Annotated in this window: 15 protein-coding genes; 11 read left to right on the top strand and 4 right to left on the bottom strand. The window is 72.5% G+C overall.

Annotated features, from left to right (window positions below; translation table 11 throughout):
• Positions 1 to 103: 103 nt before the first annotated feature.
• Together BJY14_RS26095 and BJY14_RS26090 are read left to right on the top strand one after the other, a co-directional pair.
• Positions 104 to 559, top strand: a complete 456-nt coding sequence (locus BJY14_RS26095; RefSeq protein ID WP_179846024.1) for an SRPBCC family protein — start codon at positions 104 to 106, stop codon at positions 557 to 559.
• Between the two features lie 494 nt (positions 560 to 1053).
• Complete coding sequence (locus BJY14_RS26090) at positions 1054 to 1944, top strand: serine hydrolase (protein ID WP_179846023.1); 891 nt, start codon at positions 1054 to 1056, stop codon at positions 1942 to 1944.
• Positions 1945 to 2096: 152 nt separating this feature from the next.
• Here the strand turns inward: BJY14_RS26090 and BJY14_RS26085 are convergent, their stop codons facing one another.
• The 3 genes from BJY14_RS26085 to BJY14_RS26075 form a co-directional block, all read right to left on the bottom strand.
• Positions 2097 to 2849, bottom strand: coding sequence for a DUF4190 domain-containing protein (locus BJY14_RS26085; protein ID WP_179846022.1), 753 nt, complete (start codon positions 2847 to 2849; stop codon positions 2097 to 2099).
• 127 nt (positions 2850 to 2976) lie between these two features.
• Positions 2977 to 3618 (bottom strand): LuxR C-terminal-related transcriptional regulator, encoded by a 642-nt coding sequence (locus tag BJY14_RS26080; protein WP_179846021.1) that lies wholly within the window; start codon positions 3616 to 3618, stop codon positions 2977 to 2979.
• 51 nt (positions 3619 to 3669) lie between these two features.
• Positions 3670 to 4842 carry an ATP-binding protein gene (locus tag BJY14_RS26075; protein WP_372505454.1) on the bottom strand — a complete coding sequence of 391 codons (1173 nt, stop codon included), beginning with the start codon at positions 4840 to 4842 and terminating at the stop codon, positions 3670 to 3672.
• A 195-nt stretch (positions 4843 to 5037) separates the two neighbouring features.
• Between BJY14_RS26075 and BJY14_RS26070 the strand changes: the two genes are divergently transcribed.
• From BJY14_RS26070 to BJY14_RS26055, 4 genes are all read left to right on the top strand, one after another.
• A complete protein-coding gene (locus BJY14_RS26070; protein WP_179846020.1) occupies positions 5038 to 6438 on the top strand; it encodes a PspC domain-containing protein in 1401 nt (466 codons plus the stop codon).
• 77 nt (positions 6439 to 6515) lie between these two features.
• Positions 6516 to 6740, top strand: a complete 225-nt coding sequence (locus BJY14_RS26065) for a hypothetical protein (protein WP_179846019.1) — start codon at positions 6516 to 6518, stop codon at positions 6738 to 6740.
• Positions 6741 to 6853: 113 nt separating this feature from the next.
• Positions 6854 to 7558, top strand: coding sequence for a TetR/AcrR family transcriptional regulator (locus tag BJY14_RS26060; protein WP_179846018.1), 705 nt, complete (start codon positions 6854 to 6856; stop codon positions 7556 to 7558).
• 180 nt (positions 7559 to 7738) lie between these two features.
• Positions 7739 to 8182: a hypothetical protein gene (locus tag BJY14_RS26055; RefSeq protein ID WP_179846017.1), complete on the top strand. Its 444-nt coding sequence runs from the start codon at positions 7739 to 7741 to the stop codon at positions 8180 to 8182.
• Here BJY14_RS26055 and BJY14_RS26050 read toward each other — a convergent pair.
• Positions 8133 to 8603 carry a cupin domain-containing protein gene (locus BJY14_RS26050; RefSeq protein ID WP_179846016.1) on the bottom strand — a complete coding sequence of 157 codons (471 nt, stop codon included), beginning with the start codon at positions 8601 to 8603 and terminating at the stop codon, positions 8133 to 8135. The two genes, BJY14_RS26055 and BJY14_RS26050, sit on opposite strands and share 50 nt — an antisense overlap.
• Before the next feature lie 717 nt (positions 8604 to 9320).
• On the opposite strand from BJY14_RS26050, the gene BJY14_RS26045 reads away from it, so the two are divergent.
• From BJY14_RS26045 to BJY14_RS26025, 5 genes are all read left to right on the top strand, one after another.
• Positions 9321 to 9536, top strand: coding sequence for a hypothetical protein (locus BJY14_RS26045; protein ID WP_179841660.1), 216 nt, complete (start codon positions 9321 to 9323; stop codon positions 9534 to 9536).
• Complete coding sequence (locus BJY14_RS26040; RefSeq protein ID WP_179846015.1) at positions 9533 to 10240, top strand: peptidoglycan-binding protein; 708 nt, start codon at positions 9533 to 9535, stop codon at positions 10238 to 10240. The genes BJY14_RS26045 and BJY14_RS26040 overlap by 4 nt, the downstream gene beginning before the upstream one ends.
• 184 nt (positions 10241 to 10424) lie before the next feature.
• On the top strand, positions 10425 to 10916 hold the full coding sequence (locus BJY14_RS26035; protein WP_179846014.1) for a (2Fe-2S)-binding protein: 492 nt from the start codon (positions 10425 to 10427) through the stop codon (positions 10914 to 10916).
• The gene (locus tag BJY14_RS26030) at positions 10913 to 13312 is read left to right on the top strand and encodes a xanthine dehydrogenase family protein molybdopterin-binding subunit (RefSeq protein WP_179846013.1); all 2400 of its coding nucleotides are present in this window, start codon (positions 10913 to 10915) and stop codon (positions 13310 to 13312) included. The genes BJY14_RS26035 and BJY14_RS26030 overlap by 4 nt, the downstream gene beginning before the upstream one ends.
• Complete coding sequence (locus BJY14_RS26025) at positions 13309 to 14163, top strand: FAD binding domain-containing protein (RefSeq protein WP_179846012.1); 855 nt, start codon at positions 13309 to 13311, stop codon at positions 14161 to 14163. The genes BJY14_RS26030 and BJY14_RS26025 overlap by 4 nt, the downstream gene beginning before the upstream one ends.
• The last annotated feature ends 124 nt before the right edge of the window (positions 14164 to 14287 follow it).

Here is a 14287-nt window from a genome sequence, read left to right as displayed (position 1 = left end):
AGGCCGCTCAAGTCTCGGTCACTTAGCAAATACAACCTCTTACAAGCCGTAATCAGCCTCCGAGCGGGCATGTACCCCTTGTGACAGAACTCGGGGGGTCGTCATGCCGCGTGAGATCGAGGCCACCGCCACATCCGCCGCCGCGCCTGAGGTGATCTTCAAGCACCTGTGCGTGCCTGAGGCATGGGACGAGTGGGGCGGTTTCTGGACCAGGGTGCGGCGGGAGTCCGCCGGACAGGAGCACCCGAACGGGCTCGGCGCCGTCCGGTACGTCCGGTCGTGGCGCGAGGAGGTCGTGGCCTGGGATCCGCCGCGGCACTACGGGTACATCGCGCTGGCCGGCCATCCCGAGCGGCGCCTTCGTGCGGACATCACGCTGGAGCCGCACTTCGCGGGCACGCTGATCCGCTGGCGCGGCGAGGTGGACGGCTTCCCTGGCACCGGTCCGCTCACGAGCGCCGTCCTGCGCCGCCGTCTCGACGCCTACGCGCACCGGGTGGCGCGGCACTCCGAGCGCTGCGAGCCGGGCTGCCCGGCCCGCCTGCCGGGCGCCCTCTAGTTTTCAGTCCCGGCCCACATAGCTCGCCTGGCGGCTGTGTTTCCACGTCCCGGCCCACGTAGCTCGCCTGGCGGCTCGCTGCGTGACCGGGCCTGGGCGAACGCGGCATCGCTTCGCGATCTGCCCGGTTCCGCTCGCCTTCGGCTTTGCTCCACCGGGCAGGTCACGCGTTCGCGCGCGTGGCCGAGGCCGCTTCGAGACGGGCCCTAGGTCCCGCCTGTACCTGGGCATCCACGCCGCCCAGGGGGACGCGCACGCCCGCAAGGCGGTGCATACCCGCGACGCCATGCACGGCCTGTAGGTCAGGCCTCCAGCGGGCCGGTCGTCGCTTGGGGGGCACGCGGGGCCTTCGGCTCATCGGACGCCCGCCCGGTGGTGAACGCCGGCCGGGTGGTGCGCGGCGGCCTGCATGACTCGGGGGCATTTATGCCGCTTTAGGCGCTTTCGTTTCGGTTTGGATGTTGGTTTCGGTCGCATGACATTCGGGGGAATCGATGCGGCGTCATCTCATCGTGCTCGCTCTCGTGGCGGGCACCGGGGCGGGTTCGGCCGCCTACTGGTTCAAGGCGGACGGGGAGCCGCGCGCGGGCGGGATCGTCGCGAAAGCCGGAGAGTCCGCGGCGGCGGGGCGGGAGGTGTCCACGGTCCGGCTGGCGCTCCGCCCGCTCGACTCCGGGGCGCTGCGCCGCTCCGTGCGCACCTATCTCCGGAAACGTCCGGGGAGGGCGGGGGTGATGGTGACGGACCTGCGGACGGGGAGGTCGTTCGGCGAGAACGCGGACGGCCGGTTCGTCACCGCCAGCATCGTGAAGGTCGACATCCTGGCGAGCCTCCTTCTGCAACGGCAGCGCGACGGCCGGGGGCTGACCGGCGCGGAGCGGGCGCTGGCCGGGACGATGATCCGGGAAAGCGACAACGCGGCGGCGAGCGCCCTGTACTCCAGGGCCGGGTACGGCCCCGGGGTCGCCGAGGCGAACAGGGCCTTCGGGTTGAGGCACACCAAGCCGTTCCCCACCTCGTGGGGGTCGTCCCTCACGAGCCCGAGCGACCAGGTGCGCCTGCTGACGAACCTGGTGTCGGACGGCGGCCCGTTGAAGGCGCGCGGCCGCCGGTACGTCCTCGGCCTGATGGGTTCCGTGCTGGACGAGCAGGCGTGGGGCGTCAGCGCGGCGGCGCGTCCGGGAGAGAGGGTGGCGCTGAAGAACGGGTGGGTGCCGCTCCGCTTCCAGGGGCACGGCTGGTCGATCAACAGCATCGGCCGCGTCAGCGGGCACGACCACGACTTCCTCATCGCGGTGTGCAGCGCAGGCAACCCGACGATGGAGGCGGGGGTGTCCACCGTCGAACACGTCGCCGACATGGTCGTCGACGGATTGCGCGCGTGACGGCCGCGAGCGGGTTCGGGAGGGGCGCCTGGAGAGGGCCTCTTGCTCGGAGAAACCGGTGCGAAGAGGCGGGGCGCAAGAAATCGGGAGGACCGGGGAGCCGTGGCTCCGGACCGGGCGGCGGGCCGGCCGCCCAGCGTACGCCGGGAACGTCAGCGGTGCAGGGGCCGGGTGAGCTTCTTGCCGTCGGCGGCGGCCACGGCGACGCAGGTCACGACGCGGTCGCCGGACTTCCACGAGTCGGCCGTCGGGTAGTAGTAGGAGTTCGCGATGCCCCGCGCGGCCGGGTCGCGGTTGATCCGGGCCTGCGTGCGGAGCTTGCACCCGTTCGAGGCGAGTTGCTGGAGCCGCGCCTCGGGCGGCATGACGAACCCCTTCAGCCGGAAGACGGCCGTCACCTCGCCGTCGTGCGGCCCCGCACAGGGGACGATCTTGACGCTCTCCACCTCGACCGGCTCCTCGGTCGCGGTGCTGGTGGCGCCCGAGTTGTCGTTGATGCAGTCACCGACCTTCATCTTCTTGGCGTCCACCTCCTTGGGCTTGGTCTGGGTGACCTTTGGGGTCGCTCCGGCGCCGCCGGACGAGCCGTCACCGCTCAGCGCGAAGGCGGCGATGCCGCCCACGATCCACAGGCAGGACAGGACGATCCCGGCGATCGCGAGGCCGCGGCCCTTGCCGCCCTTCTTGGAGATCTGGCTGAGGGCGACGGCTCCGAGGACGAGGCCGACGACACCGAGGCATCCGAGGAGGCCGGTCACGAACGCGGCGATCGCCAGCCCGTTGGTCTTCTCGGCGCCGGATCCGTACGGGGAGCCGGGACCGTGGTCGCCCGGCATCGGCGGGGGCGGGGGCGGATAGGGGGCCTGGGGGCCCGGCTGCCCGGGCCCGGGTGGGGGATATGTCATGACGAGCGACTGTTCCACACCGGAGGGTGGTGGTGATCATGATGCGCGGCCACCGCGGATTACGATTCGCTCACGACTGTAGTGAAAACGTTTACTCCGGGCTTCGCGAGGGGAAGCCGAGCGCTCGCTAGACGAGGCGGCGGGCGGCGGCCCAGCGCGACAGCTCGTGCCGGTTCGACAGCTGGAGTTTCCGCAGGACGCTGCTGACGTGCGTCTCCACCGTCTTCACCGAGATGAACAGCTCCTTGGCGATCTCCTTGTAGGCGTAGCCGCGCGCGATCAGCCGCAGCACGTCGCGCTCCCGCTGGGTGATCTGGTCCAGCTCCGGGTCGACCGCCGGGGCGTCCGTGGCGGCGAACGCGTCCAGGACGAACCCGGCCAGACGCGGCGAGAACACCGCGTCCCCGTCGGCGACCCGGCCGATCGCGTCCGTCAGCTCGGGCCCGGAGATCGTCTTGGTGACGTAGCCGCGCGCCCCGCCCCGGACAACGCCGATCACGTCCTCCGCCGCGTCCGACACCGACAGCGCGAGGAACTTGGACGAGACGGCGCCGTGCAGCCGCCGCAGCACCTCGATCCCGCCGCCGCCGGGCAGGTGGACGTCCAGCAGTACCACGTCCGGCGCCGTCCCGCGGATCACCGCGACCGCCTCGTCGACGTCGCCGGCCTCCCCGACGATCTCGACGCCGCCGCCCAGCTCCGCCTTCACGCCGGTCCGGAACATCTGGTGGTCGTCGACCAGCACGACCCTCTTCAACGCCTCGCTCATGTCAACGTCCCGCCCATGTCCCGCCCCCCGGGTCGTCCCCGGGAAGCCGCGCTACGACTTCTTGATCTCCAGGCGGACTTCGGTGCCCTCGCCCGGCGCGGTGCGGACGGTGGCCTTGCCGCCGTTGCGCTCCATACGTCCGATGATGGACCCTCGCACGCCCATCCGGTCCTCCGGGACCTGGTCGAGAACGAATCCCTTGCCCCGGTCGCGGACGAAGATCGCGATCTCGTCGCCCTCCACCTCCGCGTACACCGACACCGACGGCGCCTCGGCGTACTTGGCGGCGTTCACCATCGCCTCCCGCGCGGCCTGCAGCGCGGAGCCGAGCCGCTCGTCCAGTGCCGTGTCGCCCACGCAGACGACCTCGATCGGGACGTTGTGGTCGTCCTCGACCTCGCCGGCCGCCTCCCTGATCGCGGCGGCGAACGTCTGGTCGGGATCGGCGCGCGGCTGGTAGAGCCAGGACCGCAGCGTCCGCTCCTGGGAGCGGGCGAGCCGCTGCACCTCGCGGGTGTCGTGCGCGTTCCGCTGGATGAGGGTCAGCGTGTGCAGCACCGAGTCGTGGATGTGCGCGGCCAGCTCGGCGCGCTCCTGGGAGCGGATGCGCTCGTGCCGCTCGGCGTCGAGGTCCTGCCAGAGCCGCACGACCCACGGCGTCACGATCACCGCGACGCCGGTGAGGATGATCAGCATGGCGATCACGACGGAGCGCGCCTGGTCGGCCTCCACCTTCTGCGCCACGAAACCGCCGATGCCGCCGACGACGAGGAGCAGGCCGAGCAGGCTGCGCAGCCACCGCTCGCGCAGCGGCAGCGTCCAGCGCTGCCGCTGGTCGCGGTCGGCCTGCTGCCACAGGATCGCGGCGCCGACGCCGCCGACGACGAACGGCCACAGCGCCCACCGGACGACCCCCGCCGCGCCCCACGGCAGTGTCGCGAGCCCGAACGCGACGGTCGCGTAGGCGAGCAGCTGGCCCCAGTCCCGGCCGCGCCGCCGCCCGGCCTTCTCGGCCGGGGTCCTCTCCCGGGCGGGGACGAGGATCCAGAACGCGGCATAGGCGGCGACGCCGAGCCCGCTCGCCATCGTGAGCAGGACGCATGCGCCTCGCACGAGGAACACGTCCACGCCGAGGTGCACGGCGAGGCCCCGGCACACCCCGGCGACCAGCCGCCCCTCGGAGGCCCGTTCCAGCCGGGCGGGCCCGAGGGACGTCGCGCCCACCGGTCCCGGTGGCGGCGCGGCCCGTCCCGCCGTCTCCTGGCTCACCGCCGCCCTTCCCTAGGTTCTCCCACGTCATCGATCGTCACACGCCCGGACATGATTCGCATCAGGGACCCACCCCGGACCGGTCTCAGGGTCGGAATCAGGGACGTCCCCTATACCGCGCGCCCCGCGCGACAGGCGACCATGGCTGGCATGGGCGAGAAAGAGGACCGGAACGAGGACCTGCGCGGGAGCACCGGCGACGGGCCCGCCGCCGGCGAGCACGAACTCGGAGGGGACGACCTCGGAGGGCACGGCCCCGGCGAGCGGGCGGCGGGCGGCTACCGGCGGCTCGCGCGGGACTCCGAGCGGAAGGTGCTCGCCGGCGTGTGCACGGGCCTCGCGCGCTACACCGGCATCGACCCGGTCGTGTTCCGCGTCGGGTTCGCGGTCCTCGCCCTCGCGCACGGGCAGGGGATCTTCCTCTACATCGTGGCGGCGCTGCTGATGCCGGCGAGCCCGGGAGAGTCCTCGCTCGCCGAGCAGTGGCTCAAGCGGTGGTTCGACGGGCAGGCCGTCCTGACGATCCTCGGCGCGCTGCTGTGCGTGGGCGTCGCGTTCAGCCTGTTCGGCGGGGTCCCCACCGACGCCGTCGCGCCGCTGGTGGTGTTCGGGCTGGTGCTGGCGGTCGCGCACTCGCGGGGCGTGGACCTCGTGTCGGTGGCGCGGACCGTCCCCGAACGGATCACCGGGCACGCCCCGGAGCCCTCCGCGACGTGGACGCCGGCGGAGACCGCGTCCACCGCGGGCGTCTCCCTCGGCAAGGACGCGCGCGCCGGCGGGTCCCCCGGCGACGGCGGCCCGTCCCGGCCGGGGGCGGGCGGGCTGCCCGAGGGCATGATCGATCTCGCCGCGTACTCGGCCGCCTGGACGGACGCGCCCGGCACCGCGGCACCCTCGGGCACCGCGTCCGCGGCGCCCGCCCGGGAGGGGTGCGGCGGCGGGACGTCGCCGGTGGCGGCGATCACGCTGCTCGCGGCCATGGGCGCCGGCGCGGCGCTGATCCCGGTGGCCCGGTCCTACCCCGCCCCGGACTCCTGGCTGATCGTCATGGCGCCCGCGCTAGCCGTCCTCGGGCTCGGCCTCGTCGTCGGCGGCTGGTTCCGGACGCGCGGCCTCGCGGCGGCCGGGACCATGCTGACCCTCGCCATGCTGACCACCGCGGTCGCGGGCGACGTCCCGCGCAACGCCGAGTACGGGGAGATCGACTGGCGGCCCACCGACACCTCGCAGATCGGCCGGGTGTTCAAGGTGGGCGTCGGCCAGGGCGACCTCGACCTCACCGCCCTGCCGATCGCGGCCGGCCAGCGGGTCACGATCAACGCCGAGGTCGGCGTCGGAGGGCTGGAGGTCACGGTGCCGCCCACCGCCCGCGTGCTGGTGGACGCGCGGATCGGGCTCGGCGACGTGCGCGTCGACCACCGGACGACGAGCGGGCCCGCCGCCAGGGTCGTGCGGACCCTGGAGCCGGAGGGCGCGGCCGCCGCGAACCCGCCGGTGATCGTCCTGCGGATCCGCGGGAAGCTCGGAGACGTGGACGTGCACCGTGTCTGAGCGCGGGCAGGCCGGCAAGACGGCCCGTGGGACGGAACGCGACGAGACGGTTCGAGCGAGTGAGGGCGGGCGGGAAGATGGCCGGTAAGAAGGCGGCGGGCGAGAAGCGGTTCCGGTTCGATCCGGCGGGGCCCGTGACGGGGCTGTTCTTCCTCCTCCTGGCCGGCCTGTTCCTCGCCGACGGCCTGACGGACGGGGACGTCCTGCCCGTCACGGCGATGGTCCCGGTCGTGCTGATCGGTCTCGGGCTCGTCGGGACCGTCCGGGTCCTGACCCGCTCGCGACGTCGCGACCTGCGCTGACGCGCCGGCCCCCGCGGGCCCGCTGTGACCCGCGCCGCACGGCCCGGGGCTTCCCTCCGCGCGGGGAACGCCAAGTAATGTGACCTCGACGGCAGGTGACGGATCGAGGGCCGATGGCGGGGACGACCGGGACACCGGAGACGGGGTGCGCGGACGCGCTGCCCGGCTCGCGGTCCGCGCTCGACCCTAACCGCGCCATCAAGCCGGGCCGGCACGGGCTCTCCCCGGAGACCGTCGCCGGGATCCAGCGCGAGCGGCTGATCGACGCGTTCGTCCACGTCGTCTCGGAGCGGGGCTTCGCGCACACGACGATCAGCGGGGTCACCGAGGGCGCGGGCGTCACGAAGAAGACGTTCTACGCGCACTTCTCCGACCTGGACGAGTGCTTCCTCGCCGCCTACCAGCGCGGCATGGACATCCTGCTCCGCCGCATGACGGAGGCCTACGAGGCCGCGCCGTCCTGGCCGGACGGGATCCACGCGGGGCTGCGCACGCTGCTGGCCGCCCTCGCCAGGGAACCGCGGTTCGCGCGGGCGTCGCTGGTGGAGGTGAACGCGGCCGGGCAGCAGGTCAGGCAGGCGCGCATCGACAACCTCCTGCGGTTCCGCGTCTTCTTCGCCGACCCGTCCCTGCCACCCGTCCCGGTCTCGGTGGTGGACGCGATCGTGGGCGGGATCTACAGCGCGATCCACGTCCAGATGGAGACGGGCGAGGCGGAGGAGCTGCCGTCGCTGCTGCCGTCCCTCACCTATTTCGCGCTGCTCCCCCTCGTCGGCCGCGAGGCCGCCTCCCCCTACCTGGCCGGCGACCCCGGCTGACCGGATGCGGCCGGTCGGCACCGACTCCCTTGACGTGAAAAACGCACGGGTTTCTATTGGGTGTGGATCTTGCGTGGGCCGTCCGGGCCGCCCCTTCCGTCCCGCGCCGACCCCCCGGTGCGCGCGCGGCGGGCCTAATCCCCCGGGGCCCGCCGCGCGCTCTCTTTCCCTGGAAGAACCATGCGGCCGGCCGTGCCCGCCCTGCGCCCGCCCCTCACCGCGTTGTGCCTGCCGCTTGCCGTGCTGCTCGCCGCCTCGCTGGCCGGCTGCAGCGGTTCGAGCGAGCCCGGGTCCGGGCCCTCGCCGTCCGCGCCGACGGCGCGGCCGGCGCCGCCGGTGCTGAACGGGGTGCGGCCCGGCGCGGAGAAGAAGTCCCAGCTGGACGGCACATGGACGGCGGGTTCCGGCTCGCGGCGGGTGGCGCTCTTCCTCTACCGGGGCGCCGCCACCCTGAACGCTCCGGGGTTCTGCACCGGCACCGTGGACGCGCAGGGCCGGATCAAGCTGAGCTGCGCGAACGGCTCCCGCGACCGGACCGACGGACGGGCCGCCCTGCGCTCGGGGAAGCTGGTGGTCACGTGGACGGGAGGTCCCAAGGACGTCCTTCGGCTGCGTGCAGGCTGACCGCGAAGGCCGGACCCGGGTTCGTCAGCGCGTGCGTCCCGTCGCAGGGGCCGCCCTGCGGGAGGGTGGGCGCGCCGCCGTGCACCCGGACCCGGTTGGCCCGCAGCGGACGCTCGGTGACGCCGCGCGAGGTGATCACCACCTCCGCCAGCTCGCCCGCGATCAGGGTGCTGACGTGGGCGCGGATGGTCCCGCCGTGGCCGGGCGGCCAGGTGGTCAGCCAGGTCGGGCCGCCCAGCGGGACGTGCACCGGCCCGGCGGCGTCGAACCGGACGAGCCGCCACCACTCGGCGGGGCGTCCGGCGAGGTCGCCGACCCGGGCGGCGAGCTGCCCGACGGTCGCGGGACGGGCGGCGGCCGCGCGGCCGTGCGGGTCGTCCTGGCCGCGCATGGTGAGATCGGGAACCACGGAGAGGTCCACGGGAAGTCCTTCGTACGTGTGCCGGCTGGAAAAGGCTCGTCAGCGAGAGCGGCGATCGCCCGATACGGGGATCAGCGACAACACGAAGGACACAGCGCGCTGGCCACGCGGCCCAGGGCCACGGGGCAGTCGGTCTGCGCGCGGTTCGTCACGCACACAAGGAGACACTCGGTGACCGAACCTTGTCAAGCCGATCACCCAGAGTCGACCGGAATCCACCCGGCGGGGGGTGCGGCCACCCCCGGCGAGCCCTCGCCCCGCGCGGCGGGCTCAGCGGCTGAGGAACACGTAGACGACCCAGGTGAGCACCAGGGTCACGAGCAATGACCCTAGGCAACCCAGCCGGGAAGAGGCGAAGAAGAACATAGGCGGCCCCTACCCCGGAAACGGCGGAAATCCCCTGCTCAGAGCGCCATGGGCCGCCCCGGAAGCCCCTTTTCCCCCGGCCCGCTCCGCGCCTTCGCTCTCCCGACTTGGAACGTTCCCGACAGGCATCGGGAGGCGCCGCGCCCTCCCCCGCCGGGGGATCGGGCACCGGAGGCACGCCTCGGCCGATCGGCCGTCTCCGCTGGTGAAGGCAGAAAACCAGCAAACAAGTGTTTTAGCGCAAAATCCGGAGAAAGTGGGGTTGTTCCCATTACGGTCGGCCCGGAGCCGCGCACGGAACGGCAGGAGGCTCCCGACCGATCGGACAGTCCGACGCTGCGGAGAAGCAACGTGACCCCCCAGACCGAAACAGACATCGCGGAAGCGGCCCACATGGACGAAGTGGACGTGAACCCCAACGTCCACCGGGCCACCGAACCCGACGAGGAGCAGGTCCTCCGGGAGCTGTACGGCGAGCCCGACACCGACGGGATCTTTCGCGGACAGGGCCAGGCGCTCCAGGACGACCCCGAGCTGGACGGAACCGAGCAGGAAGGCCCGGCATGAGCGCCGCGGGGATGATCGCCGAGGCCCGCAAGTCGCTCGGGATGTCGGGCCGGCCGAACAGCCTCACCCGGGAGTACGCCTCCCGGCACGGGAGCGAGTTCCTCAGCGCGCCCTGGTGCGACATGGCCATCACCTACTGGGCGCGGCACAGCGGCAACGCGAGCGCCGTCCTGCCGGGCGGGGACCGCGCCTACACGGTGAGCCACGCGCAGGACTTCCAGAAGGCCGGGCGCTGGCACAGCGGGACGACCGCAAGCGTCAACCAGGCGAAGCCCGGCGACATCGTGTTCTTCGATTGGGGCGCCACCAACAGCGTCGGCGCGATCGACCACGTCGGCGTGGTCGAGAAGGTCCTCGGCGGCGGGCGGCTGCAGACGATCGAGGGCAACACGAGCGACTCGGTGAGGCGCCGCGTGAGGGACTCCAGTGTCATCGCTGGTTACGGACGGCCCGCCTACGGCGGGGGCAACTGGACGGAGGACATGGTGAAGAAGCTGCCCGAGCTGAACAAGGGCGACTCCGGGGAGCACGTGGAGACCCTGCAGGGGCTCCTCCTGGCGCGCAGCCACCCCGAGGTGAGCATGACCGGGAAGTTCGACGACACGACCGAGACGGCCGTGAAGGCCATGCAGCGGTGGGGCGGCGTCGACGACGACGGGATCGTCGGGCCGAAGACCTGGCCGGTTCTGCTCCGCGTGCACTAGCGGCCATCAGTCCCCCAGACGTCGGTAAATAAGCGACTCTGAGGACTAGTACGGCATTCAACCCCGGCATAGGTTCGGAGGGTCGCCTTCCACGGAGGTGGCCCCGATGACGTGGCCGGATCAGCGCGCTCCTCCCAGGGACGCCTCGCACAGTCCACCCCGAGACGTCCCTGGGAGAAACCGCATGCCACGTATCCATGTGGAGGTCGACGGAGCGACGTACGAAGACGACGTCGAGCCGCGCCTCCTTCTCGTCCACTATCTGCGCGAACGGCTGGGAAAGGTCGGGACCCCGGTCGGGTGCGACACCAGCAACTGCGGAGCCTGCACCGTCCTGATGGACGGGATGAGCGTGAAGAGCTGCTCCGTGCTCGCCGTCCAGGCGGACGGCCTGGACGTGACGACCGTCGAGGGGCTCGGCGTCGACGGCGACACGCACCCGATGCAGCGGGCCTTCCACGAGGAGCACGCGCTGCAGTGCGGTTACTGCACACCCGGCATGATCATGGCGTCGCTCGACCTGCTGAGGGAGAACCCCGACCCGTCCGAGGACGAGGTCCGGGAGGGGCTGGAAGGGAACCTGTGCAGGTGCACCGGTTACCAGAACATCGTCAAGGCCGTGCGGCGGGCGGCGAGCGACATGCGCGAGCCCGGTCGCCAGGAGGTGACGCCGTGACCGTGCAGGAGGTCGGCACCCCGCGCAAGCGGTCGGAGGACGCGCGGCTCATCACGGGCCGGACGCGGTGGACCGACAACATGACGCCGGCGGGGACGCTGCACGTGGCGTTCCTGCGCAGCCCGTTCGCGCACGCCCGGATCACCGGCGTCGACACGGCGCCCGCGAAGGAGCGTCCCGGAGTCGTCGCCGTGTTCAGCGGCCAGGACTTCGCCGCGGAACAGGGTTCGCTGCCCTGCGCGTGGGTCGTGACAGAGGACATGAAGCATCCGGCCCATCCGCCCATGGCGGTGGACGAGGTCCGCTACGTCGGTGAGCCCGTCGCATGCGTCGTGGCCCGCGACAAGGCCGCGGCCATCGACGCCTTGGAGGAGATAGACGTCGACTACGAGCCGCTGTCCGCCGTGGTGGACATGGAGGCGGCCATAGCCGACGGCGCCGATCTGGTGCACGAGGACCTCGGCACGAACAAGTCCTACACGTGGGTGTTCGAGAACGGGGATCTCGACGCCGCGATGCGGGACGCGCCGGTCGTGCTGGAGCGCCGCTACGTCCAGCAGAGGCTCATCCCGACGGCCATGGAGCCGCGGTCGGTGCTGTGCGTCCCCGAGGGGGACGAGTTCACGCTGTACTCGGCCACGCAGATCCCGCACATCCTGCGGTTGATGCTGGCCACGGTCACCGAGATCCCCGAGCACCGGATCCGGGTCGTCGCCCCGGACGTCGGCGGCGGCTTCGGCTCCAAGCTCCAGGTGTACGGGGAGGAGGTGCTCGCGCTGCTGCTCGCCCGCAGGCTCGGCCGTCCGGTCAAGTGGACGGAGACCCGCAGCGAGGGCAACATGACCGTCCACCACGGCCGCGACCAGATCCAGCGGCTCACGCTCGCCGCCGAGCGCGACGGCCGGATCCGCGGCCTGAAGGTCGAACTGCTGGCCGACATGGGCGCGTACCTGATGCTGGTCACTCCCGGCATCCCGCTGCTGGGCGCGTTCATGTTCAACGGCATCTACAAGATGGACGCGCTGTCGTTCACCTGCACGGGGGTCTTCACCACCAAGACGCCTACGGACGCCTACCGGGGCGCGGGCCGCCCAGAGGCCACCTACGCCATCGAGCGGATGATGGACGAGCTGGCCGACGAGCTGGGCATCGACCCCATCGAGGTACGGCGCCGCAACTGGATCGCGCACGATGAGTTCCCGTACGAGACGATCGCGGGCCTCACCTACGACACCGGCAACTACGAGGCGGCGACCGACAAGGCGCTGGAGCTGTTCCAGTACGACAAGCTCCGCGCGGAGCAGGCGGACCGGCGGGAACGGCGCGATCCCGTGCAGCTGGGCATCGGGGTGTCCACGTTCACGGAGATGTGCGGTCTCGCCCCGTCCCGAGTCCTCGGGTCGTTGTCGTACGGGGCCGGCGGCTGGGAGCACGCGTCGGTGCGGGTGCTGCCGTCCGGCAAGGTCGAGGTGGTCACGGGTTCGTCCCCGCACGGGCAGGGCCACGCGACGGCGTGGGCGCAGATCGCCGCCGACCGGCTCGGCGTGCCGTTCGAGGACGTGAAGGTCCTGCACGGCGACACCGCCATCTCGCCCAAGGGAATGGACACCTACGGGTCCCGTTCCCTGGCCGTGGGAGGCGTCGCGCTGTTCTCCGCCTGCGAGAAGGTGGTGGACAAGGCCCGGAAGGTGGCCGCTCATCTGCTGGAGGCGTCCGAGCAGGACCTGGAGTTCTCCGGCGGACGGTTCAGCGTCCGCGGCGTCCAGGAGGAGGGCAAGACGATCCAGGAGGTCGCGCTGGCCGCGTTCGCCGCGCACGACCTGCCGGACGGCATCGAACCGTCCCTGGACTCTGACGCCACGTTCGACCCGGAGAACTTCTCCTTCCCGCACGGCACACACCTGTGCGCGGCCGAGGTCGACACCGAGACCGGGATGGTGAAGCTCCGCAAGTACGTGGCGGTGGACGACGTGGGCAAGGTCGTCAACCCGCTCATCGTGGAGGGCCAGGTCCACGGCGGGCTCGCGCAGGGCATCGCGCAGGCCCTCTACGAGGAGGCCGTGTACGACGCGGACGGCAACCTGACGACCACGACGATGGCCGACTACCTGGTCCCGTCGGCCGCGGACCTGCCGACGTTCACGACCGACCGCACCGAGACGCCCGCGACGTCCAACCCGATGGGCGTGAAGGGCGTCGGCGAGGCCGGCACGATCGCCTCGACCCCGGCGGTCGTCAACGCGATCGTGGACGCGCTGCGCCCCTACGGCGTGCACGACGTGCCGATGCCGTGCACGCCCGAACGCGTGTGGCGCGCGATGCGCGCGGAGGAGAAGCCTGCGGCCGCGGAACCGGGCGCGGGCGGCGGGCTCGGTTCGGCCGGAGGTGACCAGTGATCCCCGCGACGTTCGACTACGTCCGTCCCGCCTCGGTGGACGACGCCCTCCGGGCGCTGGCCGACGCGGGCGAGGACGCCAAGGTGCTGGCGGGAGGGCAGAGCCTGATGCCGCTGCTGCGGCTGCGGCTCGCCTATCCGGACGCGCTGATCGACCTGGGCGGGCTCGACGCGCTCCGGGAGATCCGCGACGAGGGCGACTCGCTGCTCATCGGCGCCATGGCCACGCACCACCAGGTGATGCGCGATCCGCTGGTGCGCGAGCACGTCCCGCTGATCGTGCAGGCGACGGAGACCGTCGCCGACCCGGCGGTCCGGCACCGCGGCACGTTCGGCGGGTCGCTCGCCCACGCGGACCCGGCGGGCGACCTGCCCGCCGTCGCGCTCGCGCTGGACGCGGTGCTCCTCGTCCGGTCCGCGCGCGGTGAGCGGGAGATCCCCGCGTCGGAGTTCTTCGTCGACTGGATGACGTCGGCGATGGAACCGGACGAGCTGCTCGTGGGCGTGCGCGTGCCGAAACTGGGTGCGGGCTGGGGCGTGCACTACGAGAAGTTCCACCGGACGGCGCAGGCCTGGGCGATCGTCGGGGTGGCGTGCGCCGTGCACCGCGACGGTGACGGCGTCGAAGAGGCGCGCGTCGCGCTGACCAACATGGGCCCGGCCCCGGTCAGGGCGAGCGCGGTCGAGACCGCCGTCCGAGGGGGGCCGGCGTCGCGGGACGCCTTCCGGACCGCCGCCGCGCAGGCCGCGGCGGGCACGGAGCCGCCCACGGACCTGCACGGGTCGTCGGAGTACCGGGCGCATCTGGCGACGGTGCTGACGGCGCGCGCGCTGGCGGCCGCCGCGGGCTGACCCGCGCGGCGTGCACACGCGGCCGGGTCCCGTCGCCCCGGCGCCCGGCCGCGTGCGCACCGCTCCGCATGTTCACCGCGGGGCGGGGTAGCGCAACGGGTGAGGTGTGGCGAGGTGCCCGGGG

The sequence above is a fragment of the Actinomadura luteofluorescens genome, assembly GCF_013409365.1.
In the GTDB taxonomy this organism is placed as follows: Bacteria; Actinomycetota; Actinomycetes; order Streptosporangiales; family Streptosporangiaceae; genus Spirillospora; species Spirillospora luteofluorescens.
This window is presented reverse-complemented; position numbering and strand designations above follow the sequence as displayed.

Bases quoted from the DNA above. Each gene is read 5' to 3' on its own strand.
- BJY14_RS26080 (WP_179846021.1), bottom strand. From the start codon at position 3,618: ATGAGCGAGGCGTTGAAGAGGGTCGTGCTGGTCGACGACCACCAGATG.
- BJY14_RS26060 (WP_179846018.1), top strand. From the start codon at position 6,854: ATGGCGGGGACGACCGGGACACCGGAGACGGGGTGCGCGGACGCGCTG.
- BJY14_RS26040 (WP_179846015.1), top strand. From the start codon at position 9,533: ATGAGCGCCGCGGGGATGATCGCCGAGGCCCGCAAGTCGCTCGGGATG.
- BJY14_RS26035 (WP_179846014.1), top strand. From the start codon at position 10,425: ATGCCACGTATCCATGTGGAGGTCGACGGAGCGACGTACGAAGACGAC.
- BJY14_RS26085 (WP_179846022.1), bottom strand. From the start codon at position 2,849: ATGACATATCCCCCACCCGGGCCCGGGCAGCCGGGCCCCCAGGCCCCC.
- BJY14_RS26055 (WP_179846017.1), top strand. From the start codon at position 7,739: ATGCGGCCGGCCGTGCCCGCCCTGCGCCCGCCCCTCACCGCGTTGTGC.
- BJY14_RS26095 (WP_179846024.1), top strand. From the start codon at position 104: ATGCCGCGTGAGATCGAGGCCACCGCCACATCCGCCGCCGCGCCTGAG.
- BJY14_RS26065 (WP_179846019.1), top strand. From the start codon at position 6,516: ATGGCCGGTAAGAAGGCGGCGGGCGAGAAGCGGTTCCGGTTCGATCCG.
- BJY14_RS26090 (WP_179846023.1), top strand. From the start codon at position 1,054: ATGCGGCGTCATCTCATCGTGCTCGCTCTCGTGGCGGGCACCGGGGCG.
- BJY14_RS26070 (WP_179846020.1), top strand. From the start codon at position 5,038: ATGGGCGAGAAAGAGGACCGGAACGAGGACCTGCGCGGGAGCACCGGC.